The following is a 16,283-nucleotide window of genomic DNA, read 5'->3' on the forward strand; positions in this document are numbered from 1 at the left end:
TGAGGGCGGCGCGGTGTTGGTGGTGGGCGCGTGCGGTGGCGAGTGTGTAGGCGACGTCGGCGGGTTCGGCGTCGTGCCGGGCGAGGTGGTCGCGGAGCCGCCGCGCCTGGTCCCGCAGCGCCTGCGGTGTGTGGCCCGACAGGAGGAACGGCAACGCCGGGCCGGCGGCGGACACCTCGGCCGGCTGGGGCTCCGGGGCCTCGATGACGGCGTGGGCGTTGGTGCCGGAGATGCCGAAGGAGGAGACGGCGGCGCGCCGTGGGCGGCCGTTCCCGGGCCAGGGGACCTCTTCGGTGAGCAGGGAGACGGCGCCCGAGGCCCAGTCGACGTGCGGCGAGGGCTCGTCGGCGTGCAGGGTGCGTGGCAGTGTCTGGTGTCGCATGGCCTGGACGATTTTGATGATCCCGGCGATGCCGGCGGCGGCTTGGGTGTGGCCGATGTTGGATTTGATCGAGCCGAGGCGTAGGGGCCGGTCGGTGGGTCGGTCCTGCCCGTACGTGGCGAGTAGTGCCTGGGCTTCGATGGGGTCGCCGAGGGTGGTTCCGGTGCCGTGGGCCTCGACGGCGTCGATGTCGGCGGTGGTCAGTCCGGCGTTGGCGAGGGCCTGGCGGATGACGCGCTGCTGGGAGGGTCCGTTGGGCGCGGTCAGGCCGTTCGAGGCGCCGTCCTGGTTGATCGCCGACCCGCGGATCAGCGCCAGGACCGGGTGCCCGTTCCGGCGGGCGTCGGACAGCCGCTCGACGAGGACCAGCCCGGCGCCCTCGCTCCAGCCGGTGCCGTCGGCCGCCGCGGCGAAGGGTTTGCAGCGGCCGTCGGCGGCCAGGCCACGCTGCCGGCTGAACTCCACGAACATGCCGGGCCCGGCCATGACCGTCACGCCGCCGGCGAGCGCGAGGTCGCACTCGCCGGCGCGCAGGGCCTGGCAGGCCTGGTGCAGCGCCACGAGGGAGGATGAGCAGGCGGTGTCGACCGTGACCGCCGGGCCCTCCAACCCGAACGTGTAGGCGATGCGGCCGGAGGCGACGCTTCCGGTCGTCCCGGTCAGCAGGTGACCTTGGTGCCGGTCGCCCTGATGGAGCCGGGGCCCGTACTCCTGCGCCACCGCCCCGACGAACACGCCGGTGGGGGTGCCGCGCAGGGTGGTCGGGTCGATGCCGGCGTGTTCGAGGGTCTCCCAGGCGATTTCCAGCAGGAGCCGTTGCTGGGGGTCGGTGGCGAGGGCTTCGCGCGGGCTCATGCCGAAGAACTGCGGGTCGAACTCGGCGGCGTCGTGCAGGAAGCCGCCCTGGCGCGTGTAGCTGGTCCCGGTACGCGAGGGGTCGGGGTCGTAGAGCGTGTCCAGGTCCCAGCCGCGGTCGGCCGGGAAGCCGGAGATCGCGTCCGTACCGGACTCCACCAGCCGCCACAGGTCCTCCGGGGTCCGTACGCCTCCCGGGTAGCGGCAGCCCATCGCCACGATCGCGATCGGCTCACCGTCCGCCGCGCGCCGGGCGGGCATGACGGGCCGGCCGAGCGCGCGGCCCGTCAGCCGGTCGCACAGATGCGCGGCCAGCGACTCGACCGTCGGATGGTCGTACAGCGTCACCGGCGACAGCGGGAGGCCCGTCGTCTCGGCCAGCCGGGCGCACAGGTCCACGGCGGCCAGCGACTCCAACCCCAGGTCCCGGAACGGCCGTGCCGTGTCGACGGAGTCCGGCACGGCGTGTCCCAGGATCGCCGCCGCGTGCGCGCGGACCAGCTCGACCAGCGACCGGCTTCGTTCGGCCTCCGGGAGGCCGGCCCACTCCTGGGCCGCCGTCGGCTCCGCGACGGTCTCCTCCGCCGCGGTGTGCGCGTCGTCCAGCCAGTGACGCTCCCGCTGGAAGGCGTACGTCGGCAGGGGGACGCGGCGCCCGCCGGAGGCGATGAACAGCGCCGGCCGGTCGTCTCCGGCGCCGCCGGCGTACACCTGGGCGAACGCCGCCATGACCGCGGTGGACTCCGGCCGGTCGGTGCGCAGCGCCGGCACGACCGTCGCGGGCCCGTCCCGGCCGGTGAGTTCGCCCAGGCACTCCTGCGCCGCCGCGGCCAGCGTCCCGCCCGGCCCCAGCTCGACGAAGTCGGTTATGCCGTTCTCCCGCAGGCGGTGCACGCCGTCACGGAACCGTACGGTGCCGCGTAACTGCCCGGCCCAGTGGTCCGGTGAGCGCAGCCGCTCTGCGTCGGCCAGTTCTCCGGTCAGGGTGGAGACGATCGGGATCCGCGGAGAGCCGTACGACAGTTGTGCCGCGACCTCGCGGAAGTCCTGGAGGATGTCGTCCAGGTGCGGGGAGTGGAAGGCGTGGCTGACCCGCAGCCGCTTGGTCCTGCGCCCCCGGTCCCGCCAGTCGGCCGCGATCTGCATGACCGGGTCCTCATCGCCGGAGATCACGGTGCTCCGGGGCCCGTTCACCGCGGCGACCGCGACCTGGCCTTCCCGGCCCGCCAGCGTCGGCCGTACCTCGTCCTCGGTGGCCTCCAGCGCCACCATCGCGCCGGCGGCGGTCACCGACTGCATGAGTCGGCCGCGCGCCGCCACCAGCACCGACGCGTCGTCCAGGGAGAGCACGCCCGACACGTGGGCGGCCGTCAGCTCGCCGATGGAGTGGCCGGCCAGCAGGTCCGGCCGAAACCCCCAGTGTTCGGCCAGCCGGAACAGCGCCACTTCGACGGCGAAGAGCGCCGCCTGCGTGTAGACGGTCTGGTCCAGTAACGCCGCCTGGCGCGAGCCGGGATCGGAGAAGACCAGGTCGCGCATCGGCCGGTCGAGGTAGGGGTCGAGGCAGGCGCAGACGGCGTCCATCGCGTCGGCGAACACCGAGAACCGTCCGTACAGCTCCCGTCCCATCCCGGGACGCTGCGCGCCCTGGCCGGAGAACAGGTACGCGAGCCGGCGCCCGTCGCGGGCCGATCCGCGTACGATGTTCGGCGCGGATCGGCCGTCGGCGAGCGCGGCGAGGCCGGAGAGGAAGCCGTCCCGGTCGTCGGCGATCACCACCGCCCGCTCGCCGAGCGCCTCACGGGTCGTCGTCAGCGAGAACCCGATGTCGGCCGGGTCGAGCTCGTCATGTTCGGCGACGTACGCGGCCAGCCGGGCGGCCTGTGCCCGCAGCGCCTTGGGCCCATGGCCCGAGACCGGCCACGCCACGAGCGCGAGAGGCCGTGCCGGGGTCGCCGGGACCTCCGGCGGCGGCGGCGGGTCCGCCTCCGCGAGCACGACGTGGCAGTTGGTCCCGCCCATGCCGAACGAGCTCACGCCGGCCGTCAGGGCGTGGTCCGGCCGGGGCCAGGGGCCGTGGGCCGTACGAACGGTCAGGTTCAGTTCGCCGAGCGGGATGTCCGGGCCGGGCGTGGCGAAGTTGAGGCTCGCCGGGATCTCCCGGTGCCGGATGCACAGGGCGGTCTTCAGCAGCCCGACGATGCCGGCCCCGCCCTCCAGGTGGCCGACGTTCGTCTTGGCCGAACCCACCACCAGTGGATCGTTCCGATCCGCGGCCGTGCCGAGCGCGGCCCCCAGAGCGGCAGCCTCGACCGGGTCGCCGCGCCGCGTGCCGGTGCCGTGCAGCTCGACGTACTGGACGTCGGTGGCGCTCACGCCGGCGTCGGCGCAGGCGGCGCGGATCACCGCCTCCTGAGCACGCGGGTTGGGCACGGTCAGGCCCTCGCCGTCGCCGTCATTGTTGACGGCGCTGCCGCGGATCACGCAGTAGATCGAGTCGCCGTCGGCGAGGGCCGCCGGCAGCGGCTTCAGCACCGCGACGGCGCCGCCCTCACCGCGCACGTAGCCGTTGGCCCGCGCGTCGAAGGTGAAGCACCGGCCGTCCGGGGACAGGCCGCCGAACCGGGCCGCCGTGACCGTGCTGTCCGGGGCGACCATCAGGTTGACGCCCGCGACCAGCGCCGCCGTCGACTCCCCGCGGCGCAGGCTCTCGCAGGCCAGATGCACGGCGACCAGAGACGAGGACTGGCCCGTGTCGACGGTCAGGCTCGGCCCGTGCAGGCCGAGGCGGTACGAGACGCGGTTCGCCAGGATGCTCCGGTGCAGGCCCGTGGAGGTGTGCCGGGTCACGTCGTCGCCGCCCCGGCGGTGCAGCAGCGTGGCGTAGTCGTCCCCGATGGCGCCCACGAACACGCCCGTACGGCTGCCGCGCAGCGTGGCGGGCACGATCGCCGCGTCCTCCAACGCCGTCCAGCTCAGCTCCAGCACCAGCCGCTGCTGCGGGTCCATCATCGCGGCCTCGCGCGGCGAGATGCCGAAGAAGCCGGCGTCGAACTCGTCGACCCGGTCGAGGAAGCCGCCGCGGCGGAACCCCTCTTCGGGCGGGCCGGGTGAGTCCCAGCGGCCGGGCGGGACCGGCCCGATCGCGTCCTCGCCTGCGGCGAGCAGCCGCCAGAAGGCGCCGGGGCCGTCGGCGCGGGGCAGCCGGCAGGACAGGCCGACGACGGCGATCGGCACATCGCCGAGGGCCTGGCCGGTTCCGCTGGTCATCGCGGGGTGCGTCGCCCCCGCCGGGACGGCGGAACCCGCTCCCCGACGGTCACCCGCGGCCTCGACGCTCATTCGCGTTATTCCCCGGATCTTTATCTGCCGCAGAGAACGAATTTTTCGTCGACGGGGACCTGGGGATCGGTGATGCTGATGAGCCGCCAGGTCCAGGTGCCGGACAGCCCGGCGTATCGGCCGCTGGTGCCTTTCACCGGTTCGCTGACCCATTTCTGGGCGATGACATCCTGGCGGCTCATGGAGCCGGAACCGGCGATGGACCCGTCGGACAGATGGATCTGCTCGTCGACATTCTGGATCGTGGCGCCGTCGGAGGCCCGGGTGTACATCAGGTCGTTCGTGCCCGCGGAGTGCCCGAGCAGTGCGTTGCTGTCGGCGTCGTACATGTCGCCGAAGTAGATCGCCATGAACCCGGGAGGTGCCTGGCCGGGAGGCACCTGCTCATTGCCGTACCACGAGGTGGTGTGCTCGATGAGGTGCAGCCGGACGCAGCGCCGATGCTCCTGCGCCTGCGCTGACGGTGTGACCGCGAGCGCGCCGCCGGCGCCGATCGTGGCGAGGGCGACGGCGATGGTGGACGTGCGGCGTCCCTTCCCGAGGCGCATGGCCTGCTCCTTCCGTCGGACGATCTGCTCGCAGGTGGGGCGGAATGCCCTACTTCGATCTCCGGTCCGACGGGAGCAGACTGGTCCGCCGTTCTAAAGCGTGGCTTTTCCGGCGCTTCTCTCCTTTTCCACGGAGGCCGCCGGGTCCTTGGCGGAACGGGGCAGGAAAAGTGCGGGAACAATGGCAACGAGAGTGAATCCGAGCACCCAGTGGAAGGTGTGCCCGAATGCCGAGGACAGCCGTGCCGGATCGGGACGCCCGGCCGTCTGGTCGAGCACCTGACGCTGCAGGACCACGGTGAGCACCGCGCTGCCGAACGCCCCGCCGAGTTGCTGGAAGATCCGTACCGCACTGGTCGCCCGCGGGATCTCCGTTTCGGTCAGCCCCCGGTAGGCGCTGGCCATCACCGGGACGATCGCCGCGCCCAGGCCCATCCCGCTGACGAACAGCGAGCCGGCGAGCAGGAGCTGGTCCGTGTGCGCGCCCAGACGGGTGTAGACGATCGTGCTGGCCGTCCCGAGGAGCAGGCCGGTCAGCGCGATCGACCGCGCGCCGACCCGGTCCGTGAGCCGCCCGGCGGCGACGAGCGCGACGGCCATGCCCAGGCCGAGCGGGGAGAGCAGCAGGCCGGCGTGCAGCGTGCTCGCCCCTCGTACCTGCTGGTAGTACAGGGGAAAGAGGATGATCGCGCCGAAGAGCGTGCAGCCGGACAGGAACATCATGATCGAGGCGGTGCTGAAGGCGCGGCTGCGGAACAGCCGCAGATCGATGATCGGCTCGGCGCCCGTGAGCAGCCCGCGGATGACGAAGCACACGAGGAGCGCGGCGCCGGCGACCAGCGTGATCACCACGCGCCGATCGCCGAAACCACCCCGGCTGCCGGCCGTCGCCAGCCCGTACACGATCAGCGCGCACGCGGGCGGCAGCAGCAGGAGGCCGATCAGGTCCAGCCGCCGCGAGCGGTCGCGTTCGGACGAGCTCATCACGCGCTGGGCGGCGACGAAGGCGAACAGGCAGATCGGTGCGTTGACGAAGAAGATCCAGCGCCAGCCGAGGTCATCGACGATCAGCCCGCCGAGCACGGGCCCGAGCACCGGTCCCAGCATGGCCGGGACACCGACGGCGGCCATCGCGCGGCCGATCCGGTCCGGGCCGGCGGCCCGCGCGAGGATCATCTGCGCGAGCGCGGGCAGCATGCCGCCGCCGACGCCCTGCAGGACGCGGAAAAAGATCAGGCTGTTGATGGACCACGCCGAGCCGCACAGCAGCGAGCCGGCGAAGAACAGCACCAGGCTGAGGAGCCACATCGGCTTGGCGCCGTACCGGTCGACGAGCCAGCCGGTCAGCGGGATCACCATGGAGACCGACAGCAGGTAGGCGGTGCTGATCCACTGGACCGTCGACAGCGGCGCGTCGAACTCGCGCAGCAGGGTCTGGAACGCGACGTTGGTCATCGTGGCGTCCAGCAGCACGACGAACGCGCCGAGAACGACCACGCCGATGAGCTTGAGCAGGTCCGGCGTGACCTTCTCCGGGGGCGCCGACGACGTCTCTGCCATGTGTCCTCCTGGGGGCTGTCGGTGATCGGGGTTTTCGGCCGTGGCCGCCACGACGCGGTGCGGCGGAGACCCCGCCGCCCGATAAGGAGCCCGCGCGGTGCGTCGTGAGGGTCATCCGGAGGACTCCTCGGCGACGATGGTCAGGACCTGTCTCATGAGGTCGCCCATTGACGGCCGGGCGTCCTCCTCGGCCCAGCGCACCAGGGCGGCGCTCACCGCGCTGAGGCAGACGCCGGCGCTGACCCACACGCGGAACCGGTGCTCGGGGTCGTCGGAGGCGCCGCACAGCGCTTCGGTGATGGCCTGCTGCGTCGTGTACTGGGAGTCCCACAGACGCGCTCGCAGCGCGGGGGTGCTCAGGCACAGCCGCACGCGTCGCAGCAGCACCTCCTGTTCCTGGGCGGTGAGCTGCTCGTACGCCGTGATGAGGCCGTTGCCGAGGCGGAGCAGCAGTGGCTCGTCGGAGGGCCGCTCGGTGATCCGCTCCAGGATCAGGGGGTCGTACTCGTCGGCGAGGACGAGGTCCTCTTTGGTGGGGAAATAGCGGAAGACCGTCATCGAGGACACCTCGGCGGCCTCGGCCACCTCGCTGACCGTGGTGGCGTCGTACCCACGTTCGAGGAAGAGCCGCATCGCGTGCTCCCGGATCGTCTGGAGAGTACGTGCCCGCCGGCGCTCGCGGAGTCCGGGAGCTCGATCCACCATGTGTTAGAGACTAACAATTGTTAGCGACCAACGCGAGGGTGACTCGGGCCGGGCCCGCCGAGCGGCGGGCCCGGGAGTTCGTCAGCCGGTTTTACGGAGGACCACGTCGACCGTGGTGGTCCTCCCGACGTTGCCGGCGGAGTCGATGGCGCGGTACTCGATCGTGTGGCGGCCGTAGCCGGGAGGCACGTTCTCCCAGGCGACGGCCCGCGCCGGCTTGCCGAGTTTGCCGTAGAACAGGTCGTCGATGTTCGTGCCCAGCGGGGTGAACAGGAACGGTGCGGTGGAGTCGGTCGGCCAGCCGAAGTAGCGGTACCAGCCGTCCCCGTCGACCTGGAACTCCGCCAGCGTGGCCCCGGAGGAGTCGTCGGTGGGACTCAGCTTCATGGTGAAGTGATCGTCGAAGACCTTGGTCCGGCCGTTCGTGGCGGCCGGCCGGGAGAACACCGCGGAGACCGCCGGGCGCTGCGCGTCGACGGTCCAGGTGAGCGGCGGTGACGCGGCGCCGGTGGCGGGGTTCACCGCTCGTGCGGTGACCTTGTGCGTTCCGGCGGTGAGGTGGAAGCGCCCCAGGGCGAGGTCACGGTCGTTGTCCGTGGAGCTCACCCGCCGGCCGTCGAGGGTCCACCGGACGGCCGGGACCGAGGTCGCGGGGTGCGTCGTCTCGGCGTAGACGACGTCGTCCGCGCCCACGGCGTTGCCGGTCGGGGTGGAGTCGGTGAAGCCCGGCGCGGCGGCCGCCGAGGGTGTCTTGACGCGGGTGTCCACCGTCCAGGTAAGGGTCTGGGTGAGAGCCGCCGAGGCGCGGATCGCCGGGTCGCGTACGAAGCCGGTGGGGTCCTGGACCGTCACGGTCAGAGTGTGCGTACCCGGCCTGAGGTGCTGCCGGGCCAGGTCGACGTTGTGCCGGTCGGTACTGCCGGGGACCGTCCTGCCGTCGAGGGTCCAGGTGGCGCGCAGCGTGTGGCTCACCGGGTGCAGGGTCTCGATCCAGGCGACGCGGTCGGCGCCGATGGGCGCCCCGGTCGGCGTGCCGTCCTGGATGAGGTGGAGCTTGCCGGAGATGGCCTGCGTCATCCGTTCGCGTTCGACCTGGTCGTAGGCGTACCCGAGGGACTTCATCATCGAGTGCGCGCTGGGCCGCCAGACGCCGGTGGTGTCGTACATCCCGCCCTCGTAGCGGCCGATGACGCCGCCCGCGGTGCTCTTGTCGCCGAGCCAGCGCCACCACTTGGCGTGCTGCTGCCGCATCTGCTCCTCGGTGAGGAGGGTGTGGTGGATCGAGTCGGGCTCGCCGCCGGTGTAGGCGCCGCCGGGCACGCCCCGCTGGTAGTAGTTGTACTCGTCCTGCAGACCGCCGAGTGAGTGACCGATCTCGTGCGGCATGATCAGCGAGGACAGCGCGTTGCCGCCGGACGCCGTCGCGTACGTTCCGCCCGCGCCGCCGTACGTCGTGCTGTTGGCCAGCGCGACGATCTGCCGGTTGGCGGCGGTGGTGCCGGTGACCATGTTCGCGTACCCGTTGGCCGCGTCATTGTCCATGACCAGCAGCCGCTGGATGCCGTCGGCCCGGCATCCGCTCCAGAACCGCATGCTCAGCGGCGTGGTGCGCTCGGGCGAGGTCAGGGAGGGGTCGCAGCTCACGCCCGACTCACCCGAGGTGATCTCGACCCGGTAGACGTTGATGTAGCTGCGGTAGGACTTCCACGGCTCGAAGGCGAAGAGCGTACTGATCTCCTTGTCGACGTTCTCGCGGAACTTCGGCATGTCGGTCTCGGCGTAGCCGTCCCCGAGGATCACTACGTTGAATCGCTTCGCCGGATCGCCGGTGACCTGCACCGGCACGACCGTGGCGCCGCCGGCGACATCCGCGTGTGCGACGGCGGCGGGCGCCACGAGGACCGGCGACGCGCCGATCGCCATCGTCGCGACCACCGCGGCAACCATGCGTCTCAGCATGAAAAGCCTCCTACTAAATACCCATTTGTCGCTGTTGATCATCGTCTGTCCGGGCCATGGAACGGGATGGAACGCCTCCATTGATGAGGCGATCGATGGATCCGGGGACGCCACGCGAGCCGGTACCCGCGACGCGTACTGCCGATGGAGGGGGATGCTGTGCTGGAACCGCGGAAAGACGGCCGCCCGGTCACCGAGACCGGCGGCGAGGTCCGGCGATGAGCTCCCGGGCGACGGGGACCGTTTCCCTCGAAGTGGACGACCCCGAACTGGCGTTCTTCGTGGAGGTCCGGAACATCTCGGCGCTGACCACCCGGACTCTGGACACGAAGCCGGTGAGCAAGATCCTTCCCCAGATCAATCTCCGCTACGACGAAGACATCTTCGTGGACGCGGTGGGCGGAGCCCGGCGCACTCTCGAGTTCCGTGTGCTCGACAAGGTCGGCCGCGTGGTGAAGAAGATCGTCATGCGGGACGTCGACGGCACGGTACTCGACCTCGGCACCATCCAAATCCCGAAGGCGGACGCCTCGGGCTGGCTGGTGACGAAAGGGACGGGCGCGGCTTCACCACCGGTGACCAGGAACAACGCGGTCAAGCTGCTGATCGACAACGTCGAGGCGTGGGGAAAGATCATCGATCTGGTCGAACACGCGGAGTCCTCGATCGACCTGATGCAGCTCCGCTACGAGATCGCCGACGAGTTCAGCGAGGACCCGAACGCGGAGAGCCCGAACCTCGTCCTGCAGTTCGGCACACCTCTCTCGGCCACGCAGCTGCGCAAGGTGAACGACAAGGACCTCCGCGCGGAACGGCTGCTGGCGGGCGCGGCGACCAAGAACCCCGACATGCCGGTCCGGGTGCTCATCTGGGATCCGAAGCTCGACATCCACGTGATCGGCGCGTCGCTGATCCTGCCGGGCCTGGGGCTGATCGCGGCCCTCATCGCCATCAAGTACGCGGCCACGCTCGACGACGTACAGCACTACTTCGGGGAAGTGGACGCGGCGAACATCCACGTGCTGGGCGCGGCGTCCTCGTTCTTCGGCCCCGTGCACGCGAAACAACTGATCGTCGACGGCAGGACCGTGGTGAACATGGCCTCGCCGTTCGAGAGCGCCTACTTCGGCGACAACCAGCACCTCATCGACGACCCGCGCCGGGGCAACACCGACCATTTGGCCGTCCACGACGTGAGCATCGCCGTGACCGGTCCCGCGGTCGCCGACGCGCACGACACCTTCCGCCGGCACTGGAACGCGGGGGCGAAGCCCGCCGACCAGGTCCAGCCGATCGAGCGGCCGCCGGAGCAGACGGACCCGGGCGGCCTCGACGGGCTCTCCTCCCTGCAGGTCGTACGGACGATCAACTCGGGCATGTTCTCCGACCTTCCGGACGGGGAGCAGGGCGTCCTCGAGGCCTACCTCCGGGCGATCGGAAACGCCCAGAAGTTCATCTACCTGGAGAACCAGTACCTGACCAACGAGGCCATCGGCAACGCTCTGGCGCACGCGCTGACCGACCTCACGCGGCCGAACCTCAACGTCATCCTCCTGCTGAACATCGAACCGGACCTTCCGCTCTACCCGCGATGGCAGCGGAAGCTGGTCGCGCGCATCAGGGACGCGATGAAGAAGCTCGGCCAGGACCCGGACCGGCGGTTCGGCGTCTTCACCCGCTGGACCCATGAACCCGCGGCCCCACCGGGCCAGGTCAACCCGCGCATCGCGCCGAACTACCTGCACACGAAGGTCGGCATCGTCGATGACACGTGGGCGGCCGTGGGTTCGGCCAACCTCGACGGCGCGTCGCTGGACTTCTTCCAGATCCTGCACGGCCTGCAGTTCGGCGACGTTCGCGAGACCGAGATGGACTTCGTGCTGCTGGGCGACGTCGAAGGACAGCCGCACTCACCGGTGATCAGCCTGTTGCGGCGCCGCCTGTTCGCGGAACACCTGGGCATCGAGGTGGGCGACGTACCCAGTACCAACGATCCCAACAAGGGATGGACGGACATCTGGAACGACCAATGGATCAAGGAACGTAACGACCTCACTCACGATCCGATCGGCACGCAGAGCTCTCACGTTCTGCGGTGGCCGGACGCCGACCGGACGCTGAACAAACCCCGCGAGCACCTGGCCGAGGTCCTCAAGAAAGACCAGGCCGACCTGCGCCTCGACCCGGTCAAGGCCAGCCGGCGATTCAAGTTCAAGGAGGGCACCTGGCGGGACGACGGTCCCGAGCTGGACCCGGCGATCGTTGAGGAGTTCCCCAATGCCTAACAGTGTCGATCGGGCGGTCGCGCAGGTCGCCACCATCCTCGCGGAGGCGGACCGGCATCTCGGGGCCCCGCGGCAGCTACTGCGGTTCCTGGGCTGGGAGACCCCGCCGGGCGTCTCCGACCTCGGCCTGGCCGCGATCGATCTCTCCGGCCTGCACGGCAAGATCGACGCGCTGACGAAGGCGCGGGACTCGGGCACCACGGCCGAGGTCGCGGCCGCTTACGCGGACCTGGCGATCGGGGTCGCGGACGCGCTCGACCAGCTTCGCCGGGTCGCCGGGGGCTTCAGCGCCACCCCCGACTACCTGGCCAGGACGCACATCGCCGCCGAGTTCTTCCGCCGGCTGCTCGACTTCGTCGTGATGCAGGCCATCGCCCGGTTCGCGCCCCCGATCTTCGCCCTCGGCCAGCTCGCCGGCATCTTCCTCGGCGAGCCGCACCCCGCCGACCCCGTGAACTTCCAGGCCGCCCATCTGCGGCACGTCGTACGGTGGGACCGGCTCGGCACGCTGCTGCAGGATCCGGCGGCGCTGTTCCGGGACGTCTACGGATGGGGCACGCCGGCCTTCGAGCCCACCGCATTGATCGCCAACATCGGCGGCGTGCTCCAGCACGCCAGCGTCAGCACGGGAATGCGGCGCCTGCCGGCCCGCGCCGAGAGCCAGGTCACCGGCCTGCCGGTGCCCGACGACGCCCAGCCCGCGCTGCAGCTGCTCATCAGCCTCGTCAAGGGGCTGGGCTTCGACGAGCTGGACGTGGGCGTCTCGCTGTTCGGCCTGCGGCCCACCGCACCCGGCGCCGCGGACGGCGGGATCGGCATCACGCCCTACGCGCAGGGAACCTCCGACGTCCGCTTCCCGCTGGCCGACCGGGTCGCGTTCGTCGTCGACTCGACCATCGACATCGAGGGCGGTGTCGCGCTGGTCCTGCGCCCTGGAGAGTCGCCCGACTTCAGGACCGGCCTGGACACCGTGGCCCCGTCCGGCACGGCGCCCGGGAGCATCGTCCTCGCCGTGCGCGCCGAGGCGGCGCCGGACGAGTTCATCACATTGCTCGACCTGCCGAACGCGGCCCGCGTCGAGGCCGAGGCACTGTCGATCGGCGGCGGCGTCAAGAACGGGCACCCGACCGTACGCCTCACGCTGGAGGGCGGGCACATCGTCCTCGACGCCTCGGGCGGCGACGGCTTCCTGACCAGTGTGCTCGGTTCGGCGCGCGTCGAGTCCTCCTTCGACCTTGAAGCGTCGTACTCACCCGGGACCGGGCTGCAGCTGGGCGGCAGTGGCGGCCTGGAGCTGCAGATCCCGGTCCACGTGGAGCTCGGGCCGGTCGAGATCGAGACCCTGTACGCCGCGATCGGCCTGAACGACGGCGTGCAGCTCGAACTGTCCGCCGGCTTCTCGGCGAGCCTGGGCCCGATCCAGGCGGTCGTGGACCGCATGGGCGTACGCGCCGAGCTGACCTTCCCCGACGGCGGCGGCGACCTCGGCCCGGCGGACCTGTCGTTCGGCTTCAAACCGCCCACCGGGGTCGGCCTCACCCTGAACGCCGGCATCGTGGCGGGCGGCGGGTTCCTGTACGCGGACCCGGACCGCGGCGAGTACGCGGGCGCGCTGGAGCTGGAGTTCGCCGGCTTCGTCGCCGTGAAGGCGATCGGGCTGATCAGCACCCGCAACCCGGACTTCGGCGGATACTCGCTGCTGGTCGTGATGACCGCCGAGTTCGGCGGGACCGGCATCCAGCTCGGGTACGGCTTCACGCTGCTCGCCGTCGGCGGCCTGCTGGGGCTGAACCGTGGCATGAACCTCAAGGCCCTGGTCGAGGGCGTGCGCAGCGGCGCGGTCGAGTCGGTGATGTTCCCCAAGGACGTGGTCGCCAACGCGCCGCGGATCCTGTCGGACCTGCGCGCGTTCTTCCCGCCCGAGGAGGGGACGTTCCTGGTCGGCCCGATGGCCAAGATCGGCTGGGGCACGCCGACGCTCATCAGCATCGAGCTCGGCGTCATCGTGGAGATCCCGGGCGACCTGGCGGTCCTCGGCGTGCTGCGGGCGCTCCTGCCCAACCCGGACCTGGCGCTCCTGGCGCTGCAGGTCGACTTCGTCGGCGCGATGGAGTTCGACAAGGACCGGGTGTGGTTCTTCGCCCGGCTGTTCGACTCGCGGATCCTGAGCGTGCCGCTCTCCGGTGAGATGGGCCTGCTGTTCGCCTGGGGCGACAACCCCGACCTGGTGATCACCGTCGGCGGGTTCCACCCGTCGTACAAGCCGCCGCCGCTGCCGTTCCCGGTACCGAAGCGGCTGTCGGTGGACCTGCTCAACCGGCCGAACCAGCTCATCCGGGTGTCCGGCTACTTCGCGATCACCAGCAACACCGTGCAGTTCGGCGCGCTGGCGGAGCTGCGGCTGGGGTTCTCCCACTTCGGCGTCGAGGGGCATCTCGGCTTCGACGCGCTGTTCCAGTTCTCGCCGTTCCAGTTCGCGATCAGCATCTCCGCGGGCGTGTCGCTGAAGGCGTTCGGCGTCGGCCTGTTCGGCATCCACCTGCGGTTCCAGCTGGAGGGACCGGCTCCGTGGCGGGCGCACGGCCGCGGCTCGATCGGGTTCCTGTTCTTCGAGATCTCCGCGAACTTCGACATCACCTGGGGCGAGGCCCACGACACCACGCTGCCGCCGGTCGACGTGCTCCCGCTGCTCGCGGCCGAGATCGCCAAGGTCGAGGGCTGGCAGACCCGGCTGCCGGCCGGCCGCGCCACGCTGGTCAACCTGCGCACCCTGCCCGCGGGCGGCGGCCTCGTGCTGCACCCGCTCGGCACGCTCTTCGTCCGCCAGCGCGCGCTCCCGCTGGACGTGCGCCTGGACCGGATCGGCGGCCGCCCGGCCCGCGACGGCCGGCGGTTCGGCGTCGCGCCGGTGCCGGACAGCGGCCTGGACACGGTGTCGGTGACCGCGGACAAGTTCGCGATGGCCCAGTACCAGGACATGGACGACGCGGAGAAGCTGTCCCGCCCCGCGTACGAGAACCAGGACGCGGGGCTGGAGCTGGCCGGCGCCGGCGGGCTGCTGGCCTCGGCCCGCGTGGTCCGCCGCAGCGCCCGGTACGAGCAGGTCGTCATCGACAGCCGCGCCCGCGCGGACGCCGCCGGCGGCCTGGCCGTCCGGGCGGCGGCGAACGGAACGGCGACGGCGACCGCGCCGCGCAGGCTGACCAGCGTCAGCCCGGCCGTGTTCGGCAGGCTCCTGGCCGGCAGCAGCACCAGCCGGTCCGTCCTCTCACAGAAGGACGCCGACCGGCGGCGGCCGTTCACGGGCGCCGACACCGTACGCCTGCCCGGGCAGCGGTTCGTGGTCGCGTACGTGCGCAACAACGTCCAGGCGTTCCCGCCCAGCGCCGACCTGGCGACCGGGGTCGCGGCCTCGTTCCGCAGCCAGGCGGCGGCCGCCGACGCCCTCGCCGACTGGGTGCGGGCGGTGCCGAGCCTGGCCGGCACGCTGCACGTCATCCCGGCCGCGGACGCGTCGGCCCCGCTCGCGGTGCCCGGCACATGGACGGCCGGCGGCGCCATGCCCGCCGCCACGTTCTGGGCCACGCCCGCGGACCCGGCGGTACGGCTGGCGAGCGGGCGGCTCCTCGTCGCCGGCGGCACGGACGGCGACGGCCACCCGGTCGCCTCGGCCGCGCTGTTCGACCCGGTCACGAACGCCTGGTCGGCCGGACCGCCGCTGGCCACCGGACGGCAGCGGCACACGACCACCCTGCTCGCGGACGGCCGCGTCCTCGTCGCCGGCGGTGCGGCCGATGCCGCGCTGGCGTCGGCGGAGATCTACGACCCGCTGACCGGCACCTGGTCGGCGGCGGCCGCGATGGGCACGGCACGGTCCGGGCACACCGCGACACTGCTCGACGACGAGACGGTGCTGGTCGCGGGCGGCCAGGGGACGGACGGCCGGGCGCTGACGTCCGCCGAGCGGTTCGACCCGGGCACGGGCACCTGGACGGCTCTCGCGCCGATGACCGACGCGCGCTCGGCCCACCAGGCCGTACTCCTGGACGGGGGCCGGCTCCTCGTCGTCGGCGGCGTACTGGCGACCGGCGGCGGGACGGCGGCGATGGCGTACTGCGAGCTGTACGACCCGGCGACCAGGGTCTGGGCGCCGACGGGGGAGCTGAGCACCCCGCGGGCCGGCCACCAGGCGACCCTGCTGCCCGGCGGCGCCGTCCTGGTGACCGGCGGGGACACCGCCGGAGTCCAGGACGACGGCACGTACCGGCCGGACAGCCTCGACACCGCCGAGCGGTACCACCCGGACACCGGCGTCTGGACGCCGGCCGCGCGGATGCCCGGCCGGCGGACCCGGCACCGGAGCGTCCTGCTGCGGACCGGCCGGGTGCTCGTCGCCGGCGGCACCGGCGGGCCGGCGTTCGCCGCCGGCTTCCGGAACGCGGACCTCTACGACCCCAAGTCCGACACCTGGACCACCACCGGCGCTCTGGCCCTGGGCCGCTGGGCGCAGCTGACCGCCGAGCTGACGGACGGCCGGATCGTGGCCGCCGGCGGCATCGCCCGCGCGGGCGCCGCGGCCCCCGGCACCGGGCCCGCCCTCAGCGCCGCCACCGAGATCTTCACCCCTTGAGCAGGAGGCTCTTGACA

The 16,283-nt window shown here is 71.8% G+C and carries 7 protein-coding genes; 2 read left to right on the plus strand and 5 right to left on the minus strand.

From position 1 onward, the window contains the following. From QWU11_RS38550 to QWU11_RS38570, 5 genes are all read right to left on the minus strand, one after another. Positions 1–4,507, minus strand: a 4,507-nt coding sequence (locus QWU11_RS38550) for a type I polyketide synthase (protein WP_290119490.1), incomplete at its 3' end; no start/stop codon positions are given. A gap of 92 nt (positions 4,508–4,599) precedes the next feature. Continuing rightward, complete coding sequence (locus QWU11_RS38555; RefSeq protein ID WP_290119491.1) at positions 4,600–5,127, minus strand: hypothetical protein; 528 nt, start codon at positions 5,125–5,127, stop codon at positions 4,600–4,602. A 93-nt stretch (positions 5,128–5,220) separates the two neighbouring features. Next, positions 5,221–6,687: an MDR family MFS transporter gene (locus QWU11_RS38560; protein WP_290119492.1), complete on the minus strand. Its 1,467-nt coding sequence runs from the start codon at positions 6,685–6,687 to the stop codon at positions 5,221–5,223. 111 nt (positions 6,688–6,798) lie between these two features. Then, positions 6,799–7,392, minus strand: coding sequence for a TetR/AcrR family transcriptional regulator (locus QWU11_RS38565; protein WP_290119493.1), 594 nt, complete (start codon positions 7,390–7,392; stop codon positions 6,799–6,801). An 81-nt stretch (positions 7,393–7,473) separates the two neighbouring features. Then, positions 7,474–9,351: a M64 family metallopeptidase gene (locus QWU11_RS38570; RefSeq protein WP_290119494.1), complete on the minus strand. Its 1,878-nt coding sequence runs from the start codon at positions 9,349–9,351 to the stop codon at positions 7,474–7,476. 218 nt (positions 9,352–9,569) lie between these two features. On the opposite strand from QWU11_RS38570, the gene QWU11_RS38575 reads away from it, so the two are divergent. Both QWU11_RS38575 and QWU11_RS38580 read left to right on the plus strand, forming a co-directional pair. Beyond that, positions 9,570–11,636 (plus strand): phospholipase D-like domain-containing protein, encoded by a 2,067-nt coding sequence (locus QWU11_RS38575; RefSeq protein ID WP_290119495.1) that lies wholly within the window; start codon positions 9,570–9,572, stop codon positions 11,634–11,636. Further along, complete coding sequence (locus QWU11_RS38580; protein ID WP_290119496.1) at positions 11,629–16,266, plus strand: kelch repeat-containing protein; 4,638 nt, start codon at positions 11,629–11,631, stop codon at positions 16,264–16,266. Before QWU11_RS38575 ends, QWU11_RS38580 begins: the two co-directional genes overlap by 8 nt. The last annotated feature ends 17 nt before the right edge of the window (positions 16,267–16,283 follow it).

Origin of the sequence: Actinomadura sp. DC4, assembly GCF_030406325.1 — a bacterium.
Classification (GTDB): Bacteria; Actinomycetota; Actinomycetes; order Streptosporangiales; family Streptosporangiaceae; genus Actinoallomurus.

Bases quoted from the DNA above. Each gene is read 5' to 3' on its own strand.
- QWU11_RS38555 (WP_290119491.1), bottom strand. From the start codon at position 5,127: ATGCGCCTCGGGAAGGGACGCCGCACGTCCACCATCGCCGTCGCCCTC.
- QWU11_RS38560 (WP_290119492.1), bottom strand. From the start codon at position 6,687: ATGGCAGAGACGTCGTCGGCGCCCCCGGAGAAGGTCACGCCGGACCTG.
- QWU11_RS38565 (WP_290119493.1), bottom strand. From the start codon at position 7,392: ATGGTGGATCGAGCTCCCGGACTCCGCGAGCGCCGGCGGGCACGTACT.
- QWU11_RS38570 (WP_290119494.1), bottom strand. From the start codon at position 9,351: ATGCTGAGACGCATGGTTGCCGCGGTGGTCGCGACGATGGCGATCGGC.
- QWU11_RS38575 (WP_290119495.1), top strand. From the start codon at position 9,570: ATGAGCTCCCGGGCGACGGGGACCGTTTCCCTCGAAGTGGACGACCCC.
- QWU11_RS38580 (WP_290119496.1), top strand. From the start codon at position 11,629: ATGCCTAACAGTGTCGATCGGGCGGTCGCGCAGGTCGCCACCATCCTC.